This window comes from Prevotella sp. AM34-19LB (assembly GCF_003468525.1).
Lineage (GTDB): Bacteria > Bacteroidota > Bacteroidia > Bacteroidales > Bacteroidaceae > Prevotella.
Map to the genome: position 1 here is coordinate 1 of NZ_QSIG01000006.1, position 20480 is coordinate 20480.

Sequence of the window (20480 nt, forward strand, 5' to 3'; positions counted from 1 at the left end):
TATATAATATATTAATATATAGATATTTTATATATATACTATATTATATATAGATATTTTATATATATACTATATTATATATAGATAATATTATTAACAATATTATCTATATATAATATAGCTTATGTTATGAAGAATGATAGATTGATGTATCTTGAAATAAGTGATACTGTCCCTATGTGAGTAGAAAAAATCTCAATGGGAGTAGAAAGATTCCTGATATGAGTAGAAACTTGCGGAAACATTTGGTGGTCTTGGATATTTTTCGTAATTTTGTAGTGTGTTGAAAATAACTTCAACCGTCAACTAATAAATACTAAACAAAATGGAAGAAAACAAAGAGAATCAGAAAGATCTTTTGTTTGAAGACGAAGAGGAGGAAGAGGAACTTCCCCCTGCGATGCCGGAAAAACTGCCATCGCTTATCAAGCTCCTAGTGAGTCGTACCCCTGACATCTACAAGCCAGCCGTGGCTCATGCCGTATTCCCATCTCTTGCCGCCCACCTCTATCAGGTAAGCTTCGAGTATGTAGATGGTGTAGAACACGAAGCAACACTAATGAACGTGCTCATGGCCCCCACAGGTGCAGGAAAGAGCTGCGTGAATGCTCCGATTAATCACATCATGGCCGATATCCGCAAGCGGGATGAGGTGAACCTGCAGCGAGAGAAAGAGTGGAAGCTGGAGGTGAATACGATGGGTACGCACAAGTATAAGCCGAAGCGTCCTACCGACCTGATGGTGCAGGAAGTGGATCCGGACATGACTTCGGCTGCCTTCGTGCAGCGCATGTATGATGCCAAGGGCCATTTCCTCTACTCCAACATGAACGAGATTGATCAGTGGGATGCCATCGAGGATGGCGGAAAGGGCAAGCAGAGAGGCAGAAAATGGACTATCATGTGCCTCGCCTTTGACCCCGGTAACTCCTTCGGGCAGACCCGCGCCATGCCCGGTTCTGTGAACGAAAGGGTACACATCCTCTATAACTGGAATGCCTGTACCACCATCGGTCACGGTCGTCAGTTCTTCAAGAAGGTGGTATCAGACGGTCCGCTCTCCCGCATCAATTTCTGTACCATTCCGCCCCGTGAAATCGGTTCTGATATGCCGGTGTATGGCGATTATGATGAGGCATTCGATGAGGAGCTTCGTCCTTACATCAATCGCCTGTGCAAGGTGCGCGGCAAGATAGACTGTCCTCAGGCCGTCCGTCTCATCAACGAACTCATGGAGGAATGTCGTGATTTCTCTATCTGCAGTCAGGACCGCATCTACGAGAATTTCTCATTCCGTGCTCTCGTGATAGCTTATCTCAAGGCTTGTGTGCTCTATGTGGCAAACGGTTGCAAGTGGGAGGATGAGATAGATGATTTCATCCGCTGGTCGCTGCATTATGATCTGTGGTGCAAGATGCGCTTCTTTTGGGATCTGATAGATGATGAGAGACATCAGCGTTTCACCTCCCGCGGTCCGCAGAATCTTCTCCAGCAATTGCCTGATGATTTTACCTGGGAGGCATTGGAAAAGCTTCGTGACGAGGCCAACCTGAAGCCTGGCGGTACCCGGGAGATGCTGAAGAGCTGGATGAAGCGAGGGTATCTGGAATATGATGTGGTGAGCAGAAAGACGCTTTTCCGCAAGAGTGCTTTCGGAAAAGCATAGTCGAAATGTAGAATAAGATAATCTTTCGATAAAATATAGTCGAAATGTAGAATATGATGCTCTCAGATAGGGGCAGTTTCAGTTGTTTTTTCAGACATTCAACTGAAGCTGCCCCCTCTTTTTTATATGAAGTTTTGGGAAATGCAAATTCCCAACCTGCTATGGGAAAGCTGGTTGGGGAAATTATGATAGATTTCGCTTCTATCAGAAAATATCCGAATGTGAATTAGAGTGGATATTCCTCGAAAGCGTAGAGTACAGTGCTCAAATAACGCTCGCCAGTATCTGGCAAGAGGGCAACAATCTTCTTGCCCTTGTTTTCAGGACGCTTCGCAATCTCGGTGGCTGCAAAGGCGGCAGCACCTGATGAGATTCCTACCAGCAGACCCTCGGTCTGAGCCAAATCACGACCTGCCTTGATGGCATCATCGTTCTGAATATCCAATACCTCATCGATATATTCTGAAGAATAGGTCTCTGGAACGAAACCGGCTCCAATGCCCTGAATCTTGTGAGGACCGCTCTTTCCGCCGTTCAATACAGGCGATGTGGCTGGTTCTACGGCAATCACCTTCACGTTAGGATTCTGCTCCTTCAGATATTTGGCGATGCCCGAAATGGTTCCACCAGTACCTACACCGGCTACGAAGATATCAATCTCGCCATCGGTATCAGCCCAGATTTCTGATCCAGTTGTGGCATAGTGCTTGGCAGGATTGGCTGGGTTGGTAAACTGTCCCAGAATCACGGAACCAGGAATGGAATCGCGGAGTTCCTCGGCAGCCTTGATGGCACCAGGCATTCCGTCCTTACCGCTGGTCTGCTTCACTTCTGCGCCGTAAGCCTTCACCAGGTTTCTGCGTTCCACACTCATGGTTTCTGGCATGGTGAGGATGAGGTGATAGCCCTTTACGGCTGAAACCAGAGCCAGGCCTACACCCGTATTACCGCTGGTTGGTTCGATGATGGTGGCACCTGGTTTCAGGATGCCCTTCTGCTCAGCGTCTTCGATCATCGCAAGTGCGATACGATCCTTTACGCTTCCGCCAGGTTGAAGAATTCTACCTTAGCAATCACAGGAGTCTCCAAACCCTTGGATGCTGAATACTTACCCAATTCTACCAATGGGGTCTTACCGATCAAATCAGTAATCTGTTTATATATCTTTGTCATAACTGTACTCTTTAAAATCATTAATAATTAGCTACTACTTACTAGTCATTTCTCCCTATTCATTACTTTACATAGGTGAATGCCTCATCGAGTGCCTCAATCAGGTCGTCGATGTTCTCGATACCGATGCTCAGGCGAACGGTAGAAGGATAGATGTGCTGCTCCTCCAATTCCTCTGGGCTCAACTGAGAGTGGGTGGTTGTTGCTGGGTGGATAACCAGAGACTTCACGTCGCTACGTTAGCCAACAGAGAGAAGATGCGCAGGTGGTCGATGAACTCCCATGCCTCTTTCTCGCCGCCCTTGATATCGAAGGTGAAGATAGAACCTGCACCGTTAGGGAAGAGCTTCTTGTAAAGCTCGTGGTCTGGATGAGACGGAACGGCAGGGTGATTTACCTTAGCCACCTTAGGATGGTTCTCCAGATACTCTACCACCTTCAATGCATTCTGAACGTGACGCTCTACACGGAGGCTCAATGTCTCCAAGCCCTGAAGAAGAATCCAGGCATTGAATGGAGAGAGGGTTGCACCGGTATCACGAAGGATGACCGCACGGATTCGGGTTACGAAGGCTGCTGCTCCGGCTACATCTGCGAATACCGCACCGTGATATGATGGGTCTGGCTTAGCGAGAGTAGGGAACTTGTCGGCATTTGCCTTCCAGTCGAACTTACCGCCATCTACGATGACGCCACCGAGAGATGAACCATGACCGCCGATGAACTTGGTAGCAGAGTGAACCACGATATCTGCTCCGTGCTCGATAGGGCGGATGAGGTATGGGGTGCCGAAGGTGTTGTCGATAATCAATGGGATGTTGTGGCGATGAGCAATCTCTGCCAACTTATCGATATCGGTTACATCAGAGTTCGGATTTCCGAAGGTCTCTGCATAGAGTGCCTTGGTATTTTCCTGGATGGCAGCCTCTACCTGCTCGAAGTTGCGAGGATCCACGATGGTGTAGCTGACACCCTGTGTGGATAATGTATGAGTGATGAGGTTATAAGTACCACCGTAGATGTTGTCGGCAGCTACGATGTGGTCGCCATTCTGAAGGATGTTCTGCAGAGCGTAGGTAACGGCGGCAGCGCCAGAAGCGACAGCCAAACCTGCTACACCACCTTCGAGGGCAGCCACACGGTCTTCGAATACACCCTGAGTAGAGTTGGTCAAGCGACCGTAGATGTTACCTGCGTCACGGAGTCCGAAGCGATCGGCAGCGTGCTGAGAGTTGCGGAACACGTAACTTGTGGTCTGGTAGATAGGCACCGCACGGGCGTCGGTAGCTGGATCTGGATTTTCCTGACCTACATGCAACTGAAGTGTCTCAAAGCGAAGTTTCTTTTCAGTACTCATAATCTATGTCCTTTCTTTAATTTTATGTTAATATTCCATCTTATTCATTTATATAAATATGTCGCCCAGAAATCAGATTGATGTTCTCTTTGAAAGACATTATACTGTTTGTTCTGATTGACGCTGCAAAGGTACGGCGATTTTTGGGATTCTGAAATAGCATATGAGTAGTATTCCTGCTACCACGTTTGTGGTATTCGGGCATTTTTTAGCTGCTTTGATGGGCTTACACCTTATTATTATAGGAGCAATTTTTATTATATATAGGATTTTTGAGTCTGTATCCCATCCCAAACTAGTCTTTCAGGCAGCCGATAGGTACCACATATACTCCGTCTTCTCTGCGGTAAGCATAGTCGCCTACGGCAGTAAGTACCATCATAAAAGATGGAGCTTTCATCTTGGTCGTGTCTATCTTATCTGCAAGAGCAGTTAGTGTAGAGACTCCTTTTTCGATGGCTTGTGCACCACCCAGCTTGATTTCGATGAGGCCGTATGAGCCGTTGCGAAGATGGATAACTGCATCACATTCCAAACCGTTCTTATCGCGGTAATGATATACGTTGCCGTCGATGGCATCAGCATATACACGAAGATCACGGACGCATAGGGTTTCGAAGAGCAAACCGAAAGTCTCCAAGTCGTTGATGAGATCATCAGGACCTAGACCTAATGCAGCCACTGCAATGGATGGATCAACGAAATATCGGGTTTCAGCCGAACGGATGGCTGTCTTGCTGCGAAGGTTCGGATTCCAGGCAGGCATGTCCTCTATGACGAAGATTTTTTTGAGCGCACCGATGTAACTCTGTACAGTCTTGTCAGCCAGTGTCTCATCATCGTTTTCCATCATATCTTGTCTTATGGCTCCGATACTTACTTGCCCACCTTGTGAACGGGCGTATGAACGCAGAAGCAGCTTGGTTCGTTCGCTGTTTCTGCTGATTTCATCCACTCTTGAAATATCAGTCTTTACCACCGCATCGTAATAGTCGTAAGCCTGTCGCAAAGCGGCTCTTGGGTTCTTGGTAGTGGCACTAGGCCATCCACCTCTGCAGACGAGATATGCGATGTCTTCCAGTTTCAATTTGTTGAAACCTTCCAGGTTTGCATTTCCCTTGAACAGTTCGCTGATGCTAACTTCTCCTGTAGATTCTCCTGATTCCCATAATGACATAGGTCGCATGGTAATCCAGGCGAAACGTCCTGTACCCGTGTGATGTATTTTTTCGGAAGATGCAGGCACGGCAGATCCAGTGAGGATAAACAAGCCTTCCTCACCCTGATGGTCCACTTCAAATCGGATGGCATCCCAGATTTGCGGTATGATTTGCCATTCGTCAATGAGTCGTGGCTTTTCTCCTTTCAGGAGCATTTTTATCTTTAAATTTGCCATTTCCAGATAGTTATTTTGATTGTCTGGATCTGCCATATATAGCACGCTTTTGGCCTTTTGTTCTGCTGTGGTAGTTTTTCCACACCATTTTGGCCCTTCTATCAATACGGCTCCAACTTCTTCGAGTCTGTATTCCAATAGTTTATCTGCAATTCTTTTCTTGTATCCTTTCATATTGAATCTCCTTTGTTTCGGCTGCAAATATACGATAAAATCTTGGAATTACCAAATTTGGCGGCATATTTTTACTTAATTTGGCTGTGTTTTGTTACCCAATTTGGCTGCGATTTTCGAAATCTGTTACCCAATTTGGCTGTATTCAACTCCCGAATTTGGCCGATTATTTTTCCCGAATTTGGCCGTTTTTAATTCCCGAATTTGGCAGAATACAAAAACTGTCCTCATCTGAATGAGTGTTTCAGATGGGGACAGTTTCAGTTATGTTTTGCTACATTACAGCTATATTTCTGCTACATTGCAGCTATGTTACAATCTAAATCCTAAGCCGATGGTCATCGGGTAGCACTTGGGAGCCTTGGTCTTGTTGAGCAGCGGGGTTACTCCGGCACGGGCGTAGAGCATCACTCCTGAGTAGCCGGCACGGGCCTCGAGGTTCACGCCGATAGGGTTGAGGTTGATATCGCCTGTTTCGGTATGCTTGTGCTTGCCTATGAAGTAGCGGGAATGCTCGTGCCAGCGGTATTCTACGGATGGACCTAGCGCCAGGAAAGCATCATGGCATCCTATGCGCTTCTGCCACTCCAGCATGATAGGCAGGCGGAGCACATTGTAGCTGATATAGCTTTTCTTCAGCGTCTCGCCTTCTATCGGAGTCATTGCAGATACCCCGTTTTGGGTGCTTAATACATAATTGTCCTTGAAATGGTGGTGTACCTGTCCGATGGAGAGAGAGGAGGTGAGCGCCATTTCGTTGGAAAGGCGGAAGCAGAGACTGGTGAGGGTAATGCCCCATTCCCACGACTTGGAGTCGCGACTGTGCATCTCGTTGTTGCCTCCCATGCTTCCTCTGCTGCCTGGCAACTGGCTGCAGCCGAAGAAGAAGGTTGGATAATGACTCTCCAGACTGCGCTTGCGCTTGCTCAAGGTCTGAGGGATGAATGGTGAGGTGACAAATACCTTTTCTACTTCCTGACCATCTACGAATTGGGTTTCGGAAATCTTGGTCATCTCGTTGCCGTTCATCTTATATATCTTCACAGAAGTCTGTTCACCATCCTGCTTGATGACGATGTTCTGGTCGTTCACTCTGATTGTGGTGTCGTTAGCCTCTACCGAGGCTAGTGCACTGTTGCTGTTGGTTTCAGCAAGGGCGAAGGCTGGCATCATGGCAGCCATCATCATTACGTTTTTGATATTCATAATACTTTATTTTATGTTGTTTCTTATTCTTATTGAGAGGATTCCTGTAGGAAGATGCTGTTTCTATCTTCTGGAATAGCAGAGTTTCATGATGTCTTCGGGCGACAGGTCGCCTTCGATATAAATCACGGTTCCCTTGCTTTCATTCGGATTACTGAAGAGGATAAAGCGGTTGTTGCCATTGTTCAAGGGTGCCATCATGTAATAGCCGCTCACCATCTTGCCATTTTCCACCACCTCTCTGATCTTTTTCGCAGCTTTGCGGTCGGACTTCAGATAGTGGGCTATTTCCGTGGCATGGTTCTTATATACCAGGCTCTTGTATATCTTGAGCCTGTAACCTTTGAGTTGCGCATTCTGCATCGTAACCATCTTGCATCCCTTGGCGTGCCCGAATCGTTGGAATATACTTTTTACGTATAGTCCCTCCTGGGCATTAGCCGAAATCGAGGCTACCACGATAAGAAGCAGTCCGATGAAGAAGCGTTTTATCAAGTTGCATCGTTTCATATTCTATACCTTATTATATATATTATACTTTATAGTTTGATTGATAGTTTCATCTAAAAGATGAATTTATTGTTTCATCATATCCAGGGCACTGAATGGATCTTCGGAATCTGCCGAAATATCTTCCAGGGCATCCAGAGCTTCGTTATGAACGAACTCCTGGTCGGTATAAACCTTTCCATCGATAACCGCATAACATTCAGGCTGAGGCTGGGCTATCTTCTGGATGCCCACAATCAGGAATGCGATGATAGCGGCGGCTGCCACAGATGTGCCGAAATATTTGAGCCATCTGCTGCGAGAAGCTTCCTTCTTTGGGATTTCTTTCTTCTCGATATCTTTCTTTTCGAAATCCTCCTCCTTCTCTTCTTCTCCTTTTAGAATTTGAGAAAGATTCATCTGTTCGAATCCGATATAGCTGAAGAGGGCGCGATAGGATTCCCATTCTTCCGGAATATCATTGCCATGCTCTTCGAAATATTTTCTGAGCGTTGCCTCTTCTTCATTGGATGTGGCACCATCCATATACTTGTCGAGCAAGTCCTGTATTTTCTTTATTTCATCATTCATATTCTTTCCTCCTTCTTTATTTTGTTCTGTTTTGTTTCACGATATTCATGTAGGTCTCTCTGATTTTGAGCCGGGCTCGGGAGAGATTCTTTCGGAGATTATCGGCAGTACATCCCGTTATCTGCATGATTTCATCGGCAGTATAGCCTTCTATCTCCTTCATGCGGAATATCTGCTGCTGCAAGGGCGGAAGCTGTGCCACTATCTGCTTGATGAGGTTTACCTCGTCCCGTTGCTCTGCCCGCCGGTCTTCTATGGACACTTCCATCACCTTGTCGGTGGTGAAGTTCCGCTCCTCATGTCGGCACTGGTCATAAAACTTGTTGCGCATGATGGTGATGGCGAGCGCCTTGAGGTTATCTTCTGCCTTGATATTCTGGCGTATGTCCCACAGCCTGAGCATGACTTCCTGCACGAGGTCTTCGGCATTGTCGTCACTCTCAGTCAACCTTAGCGCATACGCTTTCAAGTTGCTGCGCATCGGTAGGATGATATGGTTGAATTCTTCTGTTCTCATAACCTTTACACTCTATAGACGTATGAAATTGAAAAATCGGACATCTTAAAAAAGATTTTTTTCAAAAAATGCTTTCTTTTTTCAAAGAAAAATGTTATTTTTGCAAGTGAAACATAAAATTTAGCAATCGAAAACATTAAAAAACTGAATGGCTTATGGCATCAATAGTTTCTATTATTCCCATCGTGTTGCTGTTCATCCTGATGCTCGGCTTCAAGATGGCAGGTCATAAAAGCGCCTTGCTGACGCTCGTAATTACCGTGTTGCTCGCTCTCTTCGCTGCTTCACCGCTGGGCATGATTGCTCCGGAACATGCGGAGGACAGCGTTATCGCCCTGACGGGATGGGCGGTGGTGGAAGGCATCCTGAAGGCGGTATTCCCGATTCTCATCATCATCCTGATGGCTATCTACAGCTATAATATCCTCGTGGAAAGCAGGCAGATTGAGGTAATCAAGAGGCAGTTTACATCGATTACCGATGATAAGGGACTGCTCGTGCTGCTCCTCGTATGGGGATTCGGCGGACTGCTCGAAGGTATGGCGGGCTTCGGAACGGCGGTGGCGATACCTGCTGCCATCCTCATCGGACTCGGATTCAAACCGATGTTCTCGGCTCTGGTGTCCTTGATAGGTAATACCGTGGCTACGGGATTTGGTGCCGTGGGTGTGCCGGTTACAACGCTCTGTAATGAGGTGGCTGAAAGCGGATCGGCTTCGGCGGCACAGATTTGCGAGACTTCGGCCTTCGCCATTATCCAGCTGGCACCTCTCTTTATCATCCTGCCTTTCATCATCCTGACGCTTACCGATAAGCACAATCTTATCAAGAATCTCATCATCGCCCTCTGGGTGGGAGTGATTTCCGTGGTAGTGCAGTTTGTCTGCGGCTATTATCTCGGTTCGGAGACTCCAGCCATCATCGGTTCGCTGGCTGCCATTATCGCCATCATCGCATACGCCAAGGTATTTGCCAGAAAGAGCAAGGTGCAGGATAAGGAAACCTTTACGCTTGCCGAGAGTATGAAGGCATGGAGCGTTTACCTCTTTATATTGATTTTCATCCTGGTTTCCGGAGCTCTCTGTCCTCCGGTCAATGCTTTCCTCAAGAGTCATCTGGTGAGTGCTGTTCATCTGCCTGTGCTCGACAGCACCTTTAAGTTTGGCTGGATTTCCAATGCGGGCCTGATGCTCTTCCTGGGTGCTACGATTGGTGGACTGATACAGGGATTGAGCCTCAAGAAATTGATGGTGATTCTTGCCCGTACCACGGTGAATCTGCGCAAGACGGTAGTGACCATCTGTTCGCTGATAGCCCTGGCGAGCGTGATGAACTATTCGGGAATGATTACTGCCATCGCCTCAGGTCTGGTGGCAGTGACGGGCGACTTCTATCCTTTGGTAGCACCGATGATTGGTGCCATCGGAACCTTTGTTACGGGTTCTGATACCTCTTCGAACATTCTTTTTGCCAAGCTCCAGGCTCATGTTGCCAACCAGTTGGGCATGACGGGACAGAGCACATTCTTTGGTATGGAGGGCGGTCAGGAGAACTGGCTGGTTGCTGCCAATACCACGGGAGCCACGGGTGGCAAGATGATCAGTCCGCAGAGCATCGCCATCGCGACTGCAGCCTGCGATATGGAGGGAAAGGATGGAGAAATTCTCCGTTCGGCTATCCCATACGCCCTGCTGTATATCGTATTGGGCGGATTGATGGTTTATTTCGGTTGCTGATATCTTTTCTTATAAAACAAAAACTGTCCTCATCTGTTATCTCAGATGGGGACAGTTTCAGTTTTATAAATCGACATTATATCTTTTAAGCATGTCTTTTCTCGTAAGCCAGACTGTGGTCGTGCTGGTCGATATCATGCTTCGACTTACTCTTTACTACGAGCCATACGCCAGAGAATACAAGGATGGCGGCAATTGCCTGCATACCCTTGAATACGGCGAGACCTACGATGACACTTACGGTGACCGATACCAGCGGCTGCACATAGTTATATACACTCACCACGGTAGGGCGTAGAGTCTTCTGACCAATCATCATGCAGATGTAGCCCAGATACGTGCCGAATAGAACCACGTAGCCCGTTTCCCACCAGGTGCTCATCGGAATATGGGCAAAGTCGATGCTCATCACGTGACTGATGGTGAAAGGCCATATAATGATGGTGGCCCAGAGGAACATCCACTTGTTGATGGTGAAGAGCGAATACCTAGACAGCAGGTTCTTGAAGAGCGACAGGTAGAGGGCGAAGGAAAGCTGAGCCGACATACAGAGCAGGTCGCCCCAGATGTTTCCCACCTTGGCATTGCCAGCCGTGGCACTAGTCAGGATGATGATGACGGCACCAGCACATCCCATCAGTACACCGAGCGCCTTCTTCCAGGTGATAGGCTCCTTCAATATCAGGAAGGAGAGAACCATGGCGAAGATAGGCATTGAGGTGGTCATGATGCTGGAATTGCTAGGCGAGGTCATGTTCAGACCGATGGTGTAAGAACACTGGTTGAACACGAGGGCAAAGAGTCCGGCAGCAGCAAACTTGAAGATGTCTTTCACTGGAACATGCTCTTTCTTGGTGAAGAGCGAGGTGAGCCAGAAGAGGAGAGCACCACCCAAAACACGGAAGCTCACCAGGTCGATGCCGTCGATGCCGTGAAGCATGGCATCCTTGCCTACGGGAGCCATCAGTCCCCAGAATGCGCCGGAACAGAAGAGGCACAGGTGGGCGATAAGAGGTCGTTTGTTATCCATTTTTCCTTATTTCTATTTAAATCTTCTTTATTTTGAATAAAATCGGATGCAAAGGTACAAAAATTCGAGGAATTTTGCTATATTTGCGGTATATTTTTTAGAAGTTAAAGAAGTTAAGAAGTTAAGACTATCGTCTTTTTCTGTTCTTGACTATTAAAGATAGGAGAATATCTTATGCAGAAATATGCTGATTATATCAAACAGATAGAGATAGAATCTCTCTGGAGCGGTACCAAACATATTCTTTGGAACCTCGACCGCCGTGTCAATATCCTGAGTGGTGTAAACGGCGTGGGCAAGAGTACTATATTGAACAAGGTGGTAAAGGGCCTGGCGGCTGGCGGCGAATTCCCTAGTCACATGATCAAGGGCGTACACCTGAAGGTGGAGCCGGAGGAGGCAAAGTGGATTAGATATGATGTAATCCGATCGGTAGATAGACCATTGATGAATGCCGAGATGATCAACAAGATAGACCTTACCCTGGTTACCGAACTCGACTGGCAGCTTTTCCAGCTGCAGCGCAAGTATCTGGATTATCAGGTGAACATCGGCAACCGCATCATCGCCGTGCTTCAGAGTGGCGAACCGGATGCCGCCTTCAAGGCTCAGCAGCTGAGCGAACCGAAGAAGATGTTCCAGGATATCGTAGATGGTCTTTTCAAGGATACCGGCAAGACCATCATCCGTACTGCCAACGAAATCCGCTTCAACCAGATAGGTGAGCAGCTCTCGCCTTATCAGCTCTCGGCTGGTGAGAAGCAGATTCTCGCCATCCTCCTTACCGTGCTGGTGGAGGACAACCAATCTTATGTCCTCTTTATGGATGAGCCGGAAATCAGCCTTCACTTCGAATGGCAGAAGCAGCTCATCGGTCTGGTGCTAAAACTCAATCCGAACATCCAGATCATCATGACCACCCACAGTCCTGCCGTGGTGATGGACGGATGGACCGACCGGGTGACGGATGTGAGCGATATCACGATATAAGTGAAAAAGAAGTATTATGGCTAAACGTTTAACCGATAACATCAACTCGCTCTACTTCGAGGCCGCCAACAAGATGACCTCGAAGAAGGCTCGGCGCAAGATTGTGGCTTACGTCGAGAGCTACGATGATGTCTTCTTCTGGCGGTCGGTGCTGGGAAAGTTTGAGGATGAGACCCGCTATTTCGAAATCCTGCTTCCTACTCGCAACAACCATCTCGACCGCGGCAAGAAGGCGGCTATCAGCAATATGCTCAAAGGGGTGGGCAAGGATATGATAGCCTGCGTGGATGCCGACTACGATTTTCTGCGGCAGGGTACTACCGAGGCTTCTCAGCTGATGCTGGAGAATCCTTATATCTTCCATACCTACGCTTATGCCATTGAGAATTTCCAGTGTTATTCCAAGGGTTTGCACGAAACCTGCGTGATGGTGACGCTGAACGATACCCATATCTTCGATTTCGAAAGATTCATGGAGGCATATTCCCGTACGATATGGCCGCTCTTCGTGTGGCATCTTCTCTTCTATATCCGTCATCGCAAGATGTCGATGCATTTTGACATGGCAGAGTTCGACAAGGTCATCGTATTGCCATCAGTCAGAATCCAGGACCCTCAGCAGGCTATCAATTATCTTGCCAAGAAGGTGAGGGCGAAGCTTTTCCAGCTGGAGCGCCGCTTCAAGACGTTCAAGGATGAACTGCCGGATATGATCAAGTATCTGAATAATCTGGGGGTAAACGAGCATAACACCTATTTATATATACAGGGTCATCATCTTTTCGATCTGGTGGTTTGCCCTTTGGTGCAGACAGTCTGCGATACCCTTCGCAATGTCAGGGAGAATGAAATCCGTGATAGGGCGGTTCATTCCGAGCAGGCACGCACCGAGATGGCATGCTATGAGAACAGTCTGGGCAAGGTGAAAATGATGATGAAGAAGAACACCTTCTACCAGTTCTCTCCGGAATTCCAGAAGATTCAGGCGGATGTGGAGAAGTATTTGAGTGAAGAGTGAAAAATTGAAAATCGGCGACCGAGAGGAAGCCAACAGAAGAGTGAAGAATTTATGTGCAATGCCTATTGAATTCTTCACTCTTTTGCTATAAGTATTAGCTATCTGCTTTATCTCTGTCATCGGACAATCGTTTCCGCTCTCTTTCAAAGTTTTCTAGGAAGTGAATTCCTACAGGAGAAAGGTCATTCTTTGTTCGTTCTTTGAATTTGTCGTATTCAGTATCAGCCTTTTCCTTTGCCAATTTTGCAGATATCTTACCTGCATGGGTAAGTATGTCTTTCCGAGAAATACGGAGGAAGTCGTCTAGGATGTTAATCCAGTCCTTCATGTACATAGGGCGATGCTCTTCTGCCTGCATTTCTGCAAAGTCAAGATAGAGGCTCACGATGCGATTCAGTGATGTAATCTCGGCTTGTGTGAGATAATTCTTCGCAATCTCGGCTTCTGGCTTTGTAGGCATAGCACCTGACCAAGTGGTGAGTCCCATGAAATCTTTTTGGGCATCTGCACGTTCATAGATGATTTCCGCTGCGGTATGCCCATGTACAGAATAGTGCATTTTATTTTGTACCGTCTTGAAGAACTTTTGGGTCATTTCCACACGAGGGTCATAGTCGATACTGAGTGCATAGATTTCCAGAACTTTGCGATAGAATACCTTTTCACTAGAACGGATGTCCCTAATTCTTGCTAGAAGTTCATCGAAATAGTTGCCGCCGCCTGCACGTTTCAATAAGTCGTCGTTCAAGGCAAACCCCTTCACGATATACTCCTTTAGCACCTTGGTTGCCCAAATTCGGAATTGTACACCGCGATAAGAATGGACACGATAGCCTACGCTGATAATCATGTCGAGGTTGTAATATGATACAAGATGTTCTTGGGTCTTGCCCTCTATAGCACCATGTTTAGTGGTAGTTGCAAATTTTGCAACTACCATATTCTCGTCTAATTCCCCCTCCTCCAACACATTCTTAATATGTCTGGAAATGGTGGATTTGTTGCGTTGGAAAAGCTCTGCCATTTGGTCGAGTGACAACCAAACGGTATCGTCTTGCAACTTTACCTCTATCTTTGATTCTCCATCGGGAGTTTGATATAATAGAAATTGTCCTTTGTCCATGTTCGTTTCTCCTTTATTATTCAAAGTTGAGTTTTGGCAGAGATTCAATAGTTTAATAAAAAGGTTCGCAAGGCAATAAAACTTGCGAGCCTTTTTATTTCTTTTCATTTTTATACGTATGTCTCCAGGAACTTCAGTGTTCCCTCAACCTTCAATGTCTGGGTAGAAGCAGGAACTACGATACTCTCGCCGCCCTGGAGCGTAATCTCATTACCCTCGTTGTCGGTAATCTTAGCCTCACCCTTCAAGCCAATCAGAATCACGAAGCTGTCCAACTCTGAATAATCCAGAGTCATTGGCTCATTGAGATCATAAACGGCTGTGGTGAAGTAAGGGCACTGTACCATGCTGACACCCTGGTTCTTGGCAGGAATGTAGTTCTGGCGATAGTCTGCCAATACGGTGTAGTCGATGCACTCGGAAGCCTCCTTGGTGTGGAGCTGGCGATAGTTGCCATCCTTGTCCTTGCGCTTGAAGTCGTAGATGCGATAGGTAACATCGCTGGTCTGCTGAATCTCGGCAACGAAACAGCCTGTTCCGATGGCGTGAATTCTGCCGGCTGGGATAAAGAAGCAGTCGTCCTCCTTCACGTTATACTGAGCCAGAGCATCGGTGATGGTATCATTCTCCACCATCTCCTTGTACTGCTCAGGAGTAATCTGCATCTTTAATCCATTGTAGAGCTTGGCATCCGGCTCGCTTGGCAGCGCATACCACATCTCGGTCTTGCCACGCTCCTTACCCTGCTTCTTGGCAATCTCGTCATTAGGATGTACCTGGATAGAAAGGTCGGTATTGGCATCGATAAACTTGATGAGCAATGGGAACTCGTTGCCAAAACGCTTATAGTTCTCTGCTCCGAGGAAGTTCTCCTTCAACTCGGCAACAACCTCATTGAGTTTCTTGCCCTTCATCTCGCCGTCGGCTACGATGCTCTCGTTGCCTGGAACACCAGAGATTTCCCAACTTTCGCCAACTTTCTCCTGCTTGATGTCAAGATGCTTGAAGGCGATGATCTTGTTTCCACCCCAGATGGTGGACTTCAATAGTGGTTCAAATTTTAATGGCTTCATAACTTTATTGAATTAGTTGATAAAATTTATTATTGTCTAGGATTTCCTGTACCTGCCTCCTGCGGAAACTAGTTTTCTCTCCAGAAGGCAGGTGTAAAGATCACCAGTACGCTGAATATCTCCAGACGACCGATGAGCATCATCAGTGAGCAGAACCATTTTGCCACATCCGGCAGTTCGCTCCACGACATCGTCGGACCAATCTCCGTACCCAGCGTCGGACCTACGTTGCCCACACAGCTCAGGGTGATGGTGATGGCATTGGTGTTGTCGATGCCCATGGCTATCATCGTGAAAGAGATAACCAGGCAGATGATGAGATAGGTGGTGAGGAAGGCGAGCAAGGTGACTCGCTTCTGCATCGGAACGTTCACACCGTCAATCTTCAATGGAAGTACCGCGTTAGGGTGCAGAATCTGGCGGAATTCATTCTTCACCATTCTCACCAGCATCACGCCACGGATGCATTTCAAACCTCCACTCGTACTGCCCGAGCAGGCTCCGAAGAACATGCAGGTTGCCAATACCACCCAGGTGACATGAGGCCAGAGGGCAGCATCATCATTAAACAATCCCGTGGTGGTGATGAAAGAAACCACCTGGAAGACCGCGCTGCGGAAGGCATGCTCTATATCGTAGTTGCGCATCGCTATCAGCTCTACCATGATGAAGGCTGTGAAGGATGTAACGAGGAACATATAGAACCTGAACTCCGAGTTCTTGAACAAATCCTTGATCTTGAACTTGATGACTGCTGCATAAAGCAGGGTGAAGTTCACACCCGACAGGAAGCAGAAGAACGTACAGATGTATTCCACCGCTGGCGAATGGAAGAACTCGGTACTGCTGTTGTGGGTAGAGAAACCACCCGTAGCCGTCGTGGTCATCGCATAGTTGAAACTGTCGAAGAGATTCATTCCCGCCACGTAGTAGGAGGCGATGCAGGCGGTGGTGAGCACCAGATAGATGCTCCAGATCCATTTTGCCGAAGTGGAGAGGCGGGGATGCAGCTTGGTCTTGATAGGACCCGTAGCCTCGGCTGCAAACACCTTGGTCTGTCCTCCTACAAGTGATGGCAGCAGGGCGATGGTGAAGAACACGATACCCAAACCGCCTATCCACTGGGTGAGCGATCGCCAGAAAAGCAATCCGTGCGGGAAGCACTCTACATCATCTAGAATGGTGGCACCCGTAGTGGTGAATCCCGACATCGTCTCGAAGTAGGCATCCGTAAAGTTATTGATGTAACCGCTGACCATAAAGGGCAGGGTGCCGAAGAGACTGAAGATGATCCATGAGAGCGATACCACGAGGTAGGCGTCACGGCGCGACATAGAATTGTCTGCTCCGTGTCCCTTCCATTTCAGAATGAGTCCGCCGCCGATGGTGGTCAGTGTGGCTACCACGAAAGCGAAGATGTCGTCTTGCTGGTAGTAGTATGCCACCAGCAGACTGACGAAGAGCAGGAATGCCTCGATGAAAAGCAACTGTCCCAGTATCTTGTATATCAACTTACTGTTTATCATTCCCTCTTGTCTTTATACCTTATTATATATATCATATCTGTCTATACCTTATTATATATATAGACTAAATGAAATATTTCTCAATTTTCTTCATATTGATGTTGTGGCAGAACACCATTACCGAGTCGCCCGCTTCTATCTGGGTGTTACCCGAAACCAGCATTCCTTCGCCGTTTCTCACCAGACCACCGATGGTAACACCGATAGGCATTCCCAAGTCTTTCACCGGTTTTTGGGTAACCTTGGAATCTTCCTTGGCGATGAATTCTGCCACATCAGCGTTGGCACTCATCAGGAATCTGACGTTCATCACGTCGGCATCGAGCATCATCTGATAGATGTAGCTGGCTGCAATCATCTTCTTGTTGATGATGGTACCGATATCCAGACTCTCTGCCATGCTTACGTAATCCACGTTTTCTACGGCAGCCACGGTCTTGCGCACACCCAATCTCTTGGCGGTGAGGCATGCGAGGATATTGGTTTCCGCATTTCCCGTCAGTGCCACGAAAGCCTGGGTGCTCCTGATACCTTCCTCTGTGAGGAGAGGAATGTCGCGGCCATCGCCGTGGATGATGAGGATATGATTGTCGTCGAGGATATCGTTGAGATATTCGCAGCGATTCTCATCTTTCTCGATAATCTTGCACTCCATGTATTCCGGCATTTTCTTCACGGCTCTCACGGCAGTGCGTCCGCCACCCATCACCATCACGTTCTTCACATCCACATAATGCTCCTTTCCCACAATCTTGCGGATGTAGGGAATGTAGTTGCGGGTGGTCATGAAGTAGGCGAGGTCGTAGAGCTTCAGCTCATCGTTACCACCCGGGATGATGGTTTCGCTGCCTCGCTTGATGGCTACCACGTGGTAAGGGTCGTTGGGACCGCTGATGTTCTTGAGCGGCTCGTTGAGGATCTCGCATCCCTCACGCAGCTTGATGCCGAGCATCACGAGGGCGCCGTCGTGCACATCCCAGCGCTGGCGCACCCAACTCATCTTGAGTCCGTTGTTGATATCTACGGCAGCGAGCATCTCCGGATAGATGAGCTTGCTGATACCGAGTTCCTTGAAGAATTCCTGTGCCTGCGGTTCCATGTATTCCGGATTATCCACACGAGCACGGTGCGCTTGGCACCGAGATTCTTGGCAAGGATGCTGGAGGTGATATTGGTACTCTCCACCGGGGTGACCGCGATGAAGAGATCCGTATCCTGAACACCGGCATCCCTCAAGGTCTGCAGACTGGTAGGTTTTCCTATCATGGTGAGCAGATCGCAGTCGGAGCCGATACTTGCCAGGCGCTCTTCGCTTTCATCTATGAGTGTAATCTCCTCCTGGCTGCGCGACAGGAGTCGCGCCAGGTGGGTACCGATGGCATAGGCGCCAGCTATGATGATTTTCATATTGATGAATATTTAAATTTCGATGCTCTATTTTCCGATAATGGCATTCTTGATGCTCTCGTGGTCGAGATGTACAATCTCGCGCAGCTGTTCTACGGTTCCATGCTCCACAAATTCGTCTGGCAATCCCAGGCGGGTTATCTGTGGCTGATAGCCGTGGTCGCTCATCCATTCGAGAACGGCAGCTCCCATTCCGCCCATTCTTGCACCATCTTCTATGGTCACAATGCGCTTGAATTTCTTGCCCACCTCGGTGAGGATGTTTTCATCCAGCGGCTTCACAAATCGCATATCGTAGTGTGCAACGCTCATCTCCGTTTCCTTCTCTACCTCTTCGATTGCCTGGATGGCATCGTTTCCGATAGGACCGAGGGTGAGCACGGCTACATCTTCTCCGTCTTTCAGCTTTCTGCCGGTACCGGTCTTGATTTCCTCCATCTTGTTGCGCCAATTTACGAGCACACCGCAGCCACGAGGATAACGGATTACGTAGCTTCCGTGGTCTGGCAGCTGGGCAGAATACATCAGGTTGCGCAGTTCGTGCTCATCCATCGGCGAGGCGATGGTGAGATGCGGGATAGGGCGCAGGGCTGCCAGGTCGAAGGCGCCATGATGGGTAGGACCATCTTCTCCTACCAGTCCGGCACGGTCGAGGCAGAGCACTACCGGCAGATTGAGGAGTGCCATGTCGTGGATGATATTGTCGTAGGCACGCTGTGCAAACGAACTGTAGATATTGCAGAAAGGAATCAGCCCATCCTTTGCCATACCACCCGAGAAGGTGACTGCGTGGCCCTCGGCGATACCTACGTCGAAGGTGCGGTTTGGCATCGCCTTCATCATGATGTTCATAGAGCATCCAGTAGGCATGGCTGGTGTCACACCTACGATCTTAGGGTTCTGCTCGGCAAGTTCCAGCAGGGTCTTTCCGAAGACATCCTGGAACTTAGGAGGCTTGTTGCTGTTGTCGGCAATAATTCTCTCGCCGGTTTCCGGGTCAAACTTGCCTGGTGCATGCCAGATGGTAGCACTCTTCTCGGCAGGTTCGTATCCCTTGCCCTTGGTGGTATGCAGGTGGAGCAGCTTAGGGCCTTTCATGCTTCTGAGCTGCTTCAGGATTCTTACCACTTCCTTTACATCATGACCGTCGAATGGTCCGAAGTATCGGATGTTCATTCCCTCGAAGATATTCTGTTGATGGCTCAATACCGACTTGAAGGCATTGTTCAGCCGGATGATGCCGTTCTTGCGGTTATCATTGAGAATACCCTTGGAGTGGAGCCACTGCGAAGCCTTGAAGCGAATCTTGTTGTAGGTCTCGTTGGTGTCGAGCTGGAGGAGATACTTCTCCATGCCACCCACGGCACGGTCGATGCTCATATCATTGTCGTTGAGGATGATGAGCATATCGTTTGGTGTACTTGATACATTGTTGAGTCCTTCGAAAGCTAAACCACCGCTCATCGCACCATCGCCGATAACGGCTACTACGTGGCGGTCTTTGTTGCCTGTTTCGCGTGCTGCCACCGCCATACCCAGGGCTGCCGAGATAGAGTTGCTGGCATGTCCGCAGGTGAAGGTGTCGTATTCACTTTCCAGCGGTGTTGGGAATGGACGGATGCCATGGAGCTTTCTGTTGGTGCAGAATGCCTCACGTCTTCCGGTCAGAATCTTATGTCCGTATGCCTGATGACCTACATCCCAGACGATGCGGTCTTCTGGAGTATTGTACACGTAGTGTAAAGCTACGGTGATTTCCACAACACCCAGAGAGGAAGCAAAATGGCCAGGGTTTACAGCCACTTCGTCAATGATGTCTTCTCTCAATTCTTTGCATACCTCTGGCAACTGATTAATGCTCAGTTTGCGCAAATCATTAGGATATTTGATGTTGCTTAACAGACTAAACTTACTTTTGTCCATAATTTAATAATTTTATAAGTGCAAAGGTAATGCTTTTTTTCATAAAATAACATTTTTATGGGGAGAATTTCGCTTTTTTCGATAA

The 20480-nt window shown here is 47.9% G+C and carries 14 protein-coding genes and 3 pseudogenes; 4 read left to right on the forward strand and 13 right to left on the reverse strand.

Translation table 11 applies throughout. The features are described from left to right. The first annotated feature begins 325 nt into the window (after positions 1-325). Positions 326-1666: a hypothetical protein gene (locus DW830_RS02985; RefSeq protein ID WP_089543775.1), complete on the forward strand. Its 1341-nt coding sequence runs from the start codon at positions 326-328 to the stop codon at positions 1664-1666. 226 nt (positions 1667-1892) lie between these two features. Here DW830_RS02985 and cysK read toward each other — a convergent pair. The 7 genes and pseudogenes from cysK to DW830_RS03020 all read right to left on the reverse strand — a co-directional run bounded on the left by cysK (position 1893) and on the right by DW830_RS03020 (position 8569). Next, a pseudogene (gene cysK / locus DW830_RS02990) lies at positions 1893-2839 on the reverse strand (cysteine synthase A). 62 nt (positions 2840-2901) lie between these two features. Then, a pseudogene (locus DW830_RS02995) lies at positions 2902-4196 on the reverse strand (O-acetylhomoserine aminocarboxypropyltransferase/cysteine synthase family protein). Positions 4197-4491: 295 nt separating this feature from the next. After that, on the reverse strand, positions 4492-5766 hold the full coding sequence (locus DW830_RS03000; protein WP_119248812.1) for an ATP-binding protein: 1275 nt from the start codon (positions 5764-5766) through the stop codon (positions 4492-4494). Positions 5767-6078: 312 nt separating this feature from the next. Next, positions 6079-6972 (reverse strand): hypothetical protein, encoded by an 894-nt coding sequence (locus tag DW830_RS03005; RefSeq protein ID WP_119248813.1) that lies wholly within the window; start codon positions 6970-6972, stop codon positions 6079-6081. Positions 6973-7035: 63 nt separating this feature from the next. Further along, positions 7036-7482 carry a DUF6108 family protein gene (locus DW830_RS03010; protein WP_119248814.1) on the reverse strand — a complete coding sequence of 149 codons (447 nt, stop codon included), beginning with the start codon at positions 7480-7482 and terminating at the stop codon, positions 7036-7038. A 66-nt stretch (positions 7483-7548) separates the two neighbouring features. Beyond that, positions 7549-8052 carry a hypothetical protein gene (locus tag DW830_RS03015; RefSeq protein WP_119248815.1) on the reverse strand — a complete coding sequence of 168 codons (504 nt, stop codon included), beginning with the start codon at positions 8050-8052 and terminating at the stop codon, positions 7549-7551. A gap of 16 nt (positions 8053-8068) precedes the next feature. Continuing rightward, a complete protein-coding gene (locus DW830_RS03020) occupies positions 8069-8569 on the reverse strand; it encodes an RNA polymerase sigma factor (RefSeq protein ID WP_119248816.1) in 501 nt (166 codons plus the stop codon). Positions 8570-8724: 155 nt separating this feature from the next. Here DW830_RS03020 and DW830_RS03025 point away from each other — a divergent pair, with 155 nt between their 5' ends. Further along, on the forward strand, positions 8725-10305 hold the full coding sequence (locus DW830_RS03025) for an L-lactate permease (protein WP_119248817.1): 1581 nt from the start codon (positions 8725-8727) through the stop codon (positions 10303-10305). An 85-nt stretch (positions 10306-10390) separates the two neighbouring features. Here DW830_RS03025 and DW830_RS03030 read toward each other — a convergent pair whose 3' ends face one another. Further along, positions 10391-11335, reverse strand: a complete 945-nt coding sequence (locus DW830_RS03030; RefSeq protein WP_119248818.1) for a DMT family transporter — start codon at positions 11333-11335, stop codon at positions 10391-10393. Between the two features lie 174 nt (positions 11336-11509). Here DW830_RS03030 and DW830_RS03035 point away from each other — a divergent pair, with 174 nt between their 5' ends. Together DW830_RS03035 and DW830_RS03040 are read left to right on the forward strand one after the other, a co-directional pair. After that, entirely contained in the window at positions 11510-12325 is an 816-nt protein-coding gene (locus DW830_RS03035; RefSeq protein WP_089543767.1) for an AAA family ATPase, read from the forward strand. 16 nt (positions 12326-12341) lie between these two features. Beyond that, on the forward strand, positions 12342-13343 hold the full coding sequence (locus DW830_RS03040) for a DUF4435 domain-containing protein (RefSeq protein ID WP_119248819.1): 1002 nt from the start codon (positions 12342-12344) through the stop codon (positions 13341-13343). Between the two features lie 94 nt (positions 13344-13437). On the opposite strand, the gene DW830_RS03045 is transcribed toward DW830_RS03040, so the two are convergent. The 5 genes and pseudogenes from DW830_RS03045 to dxs all read right to left on the reverse strand — a co-directional run bounded on the left by DW830_RS03045 (position 13438) and on the right by dxs (position 20395). Then, positions 13438-14466, reverse strand: a complete 1029-nt coding sequence (locus DW830_RS03045; protein WP_119248867.1) for a virulence RhuM family protein — start codon at positions 14464-14466, stop codon at positions 13438-13440. Positions 14467-14576: 110 nt separating this feature from the next. Continuing rightward, entirely contained in the window at positions 14577-15539 is a 963-nt protein-coding gene (locus DW830_RS03050; protein ID WP_119248820.1) for a type I phosphomannose isomerase catalytic subunit, read from the reverse strand. A gap of 68 nt (positions 15540-15607) precedes the next feature. Then, a complete protein-coding gene (locus DW830_RS03055; protein WP_119248821.1) occupies positions 15608-17065 on the reverse strand; it encodes a TrkH family potassium uptake protein in 1458 nt (485 codons plus the stop codon). 64 nt (positions 17066-17129) lie between these two features. Continuing rightward, positions 17130-18472, reverse strand: a pseudogene (trkA, locus tag DW830_RS03060) (Trk system potassium transporter TrkA). A 27-nt stretch (positions 18473-18499) separates the two neighbouring features. After that, positions 18500-20395: a 1-deoxy-D-xylulose-5-phosphate synthase gene (gene dxs / locus DW830_RS03065; protein WP_119248822.1), complete on the reverse strand. Its 1896-nt coding sequence runs from the start codon at positions 20393-20395 to the stop codon at positions 18500-18502. Between the last annotated feature and the right edge of the window lie 85 nt (positions 20396-20480).

Coding starts and splice junctions, on each gene's coding strand:
- DW830_RS02985 (WP_089543775.1), top strand. CDS start 326: ATGGAAGAAAACAAAGAGAATCAGAAAGATCTTTTGTTTGAAGACGAA.
- DW830_RS03000 (WP_119248812.1), bottom strand. CDS start 5,766: ATGAAAGGATACAAGAAAAGAATTGCAGATAAACTATTGGAATACAGA.
- DW830_RS03005 (WP_119248813.1), bottom strand. CDS start 6,972: ATGAATATCAAAAACGTAATGATGATGGCTGCCATGATGCCAGCCTTC.
- DW830_RS03010 (WP_119248814.1), bottom strand. CDS start 7,482: ATGAAACGATGCAACTTGATAAAACGCTTCTTCATCGGACTGCTTCTT.
- DW830_RS03015 (WP_119248815.1), bottom strand. CDS start 8,052: ATGAATGATGAAATAAAGAAAATACAGGACTTGCTCGACAAGTATATG.
- DW830_RS03020 (WP_119248816.1), bottom strand. CDS start 8,569: ATGAGAACAGAAGAATTCAACCATATCATCCTACCGATGCGCAGCAAC.
- DW830_RS03025 (WP_119248817.1), top strand. CDS start 8,725: ATGGCATCAATAGTTTCTATTATTCCCATCGTGTTGCTGTTCATCCTG.
- DW830_RS03030 (WP_119248818.1), bottom strand. CDS start 11,335: ATGGATAACAAACGACCTCTTATCGCCCACCTGTGCCTCTTCTGTTCC.
- DW830_RS03035 (WP_089543767.1), top strand. CDS start 11,510: ATGCAGAAATATGCTGATTATATCAAACAGATAGAGATAGAATCTCTC.
- DW830_RS03040 (WP_119248819.1), top strand. CDS start 12,342: ATGGCTAAACGTTTAACCGATAACATCAACTCGCTCTACTTCGAGGCC.
- DW830_RS03045 (WP_119248867.1), bottom strand. CDS start 14,466: ATGGACAAAGGACAATTTCTATTATATCAAACTCCCGATGGAGAATCA.
- DW830_RS03050 (WP_119248820.1), bottom strand. CDS start 15,539: ATGAAGCCATTAAAATTTGAACCACTATTGAAGTCCACCATCTGGGGT.
- DW830_RS03055 (WP_119248821.1), bottom strand. CDS start 17,065: ATGATAAACAGTAAGTTGATATACAAGATACTGGGACAGTTGCTTTTC.
- dxs (WP_119248822.1), bottom strand. CDS start 20,395: ATGGACAAAAGTAAGTTTAGTCTGTTAAGCAACATCAAATATCCTAAT.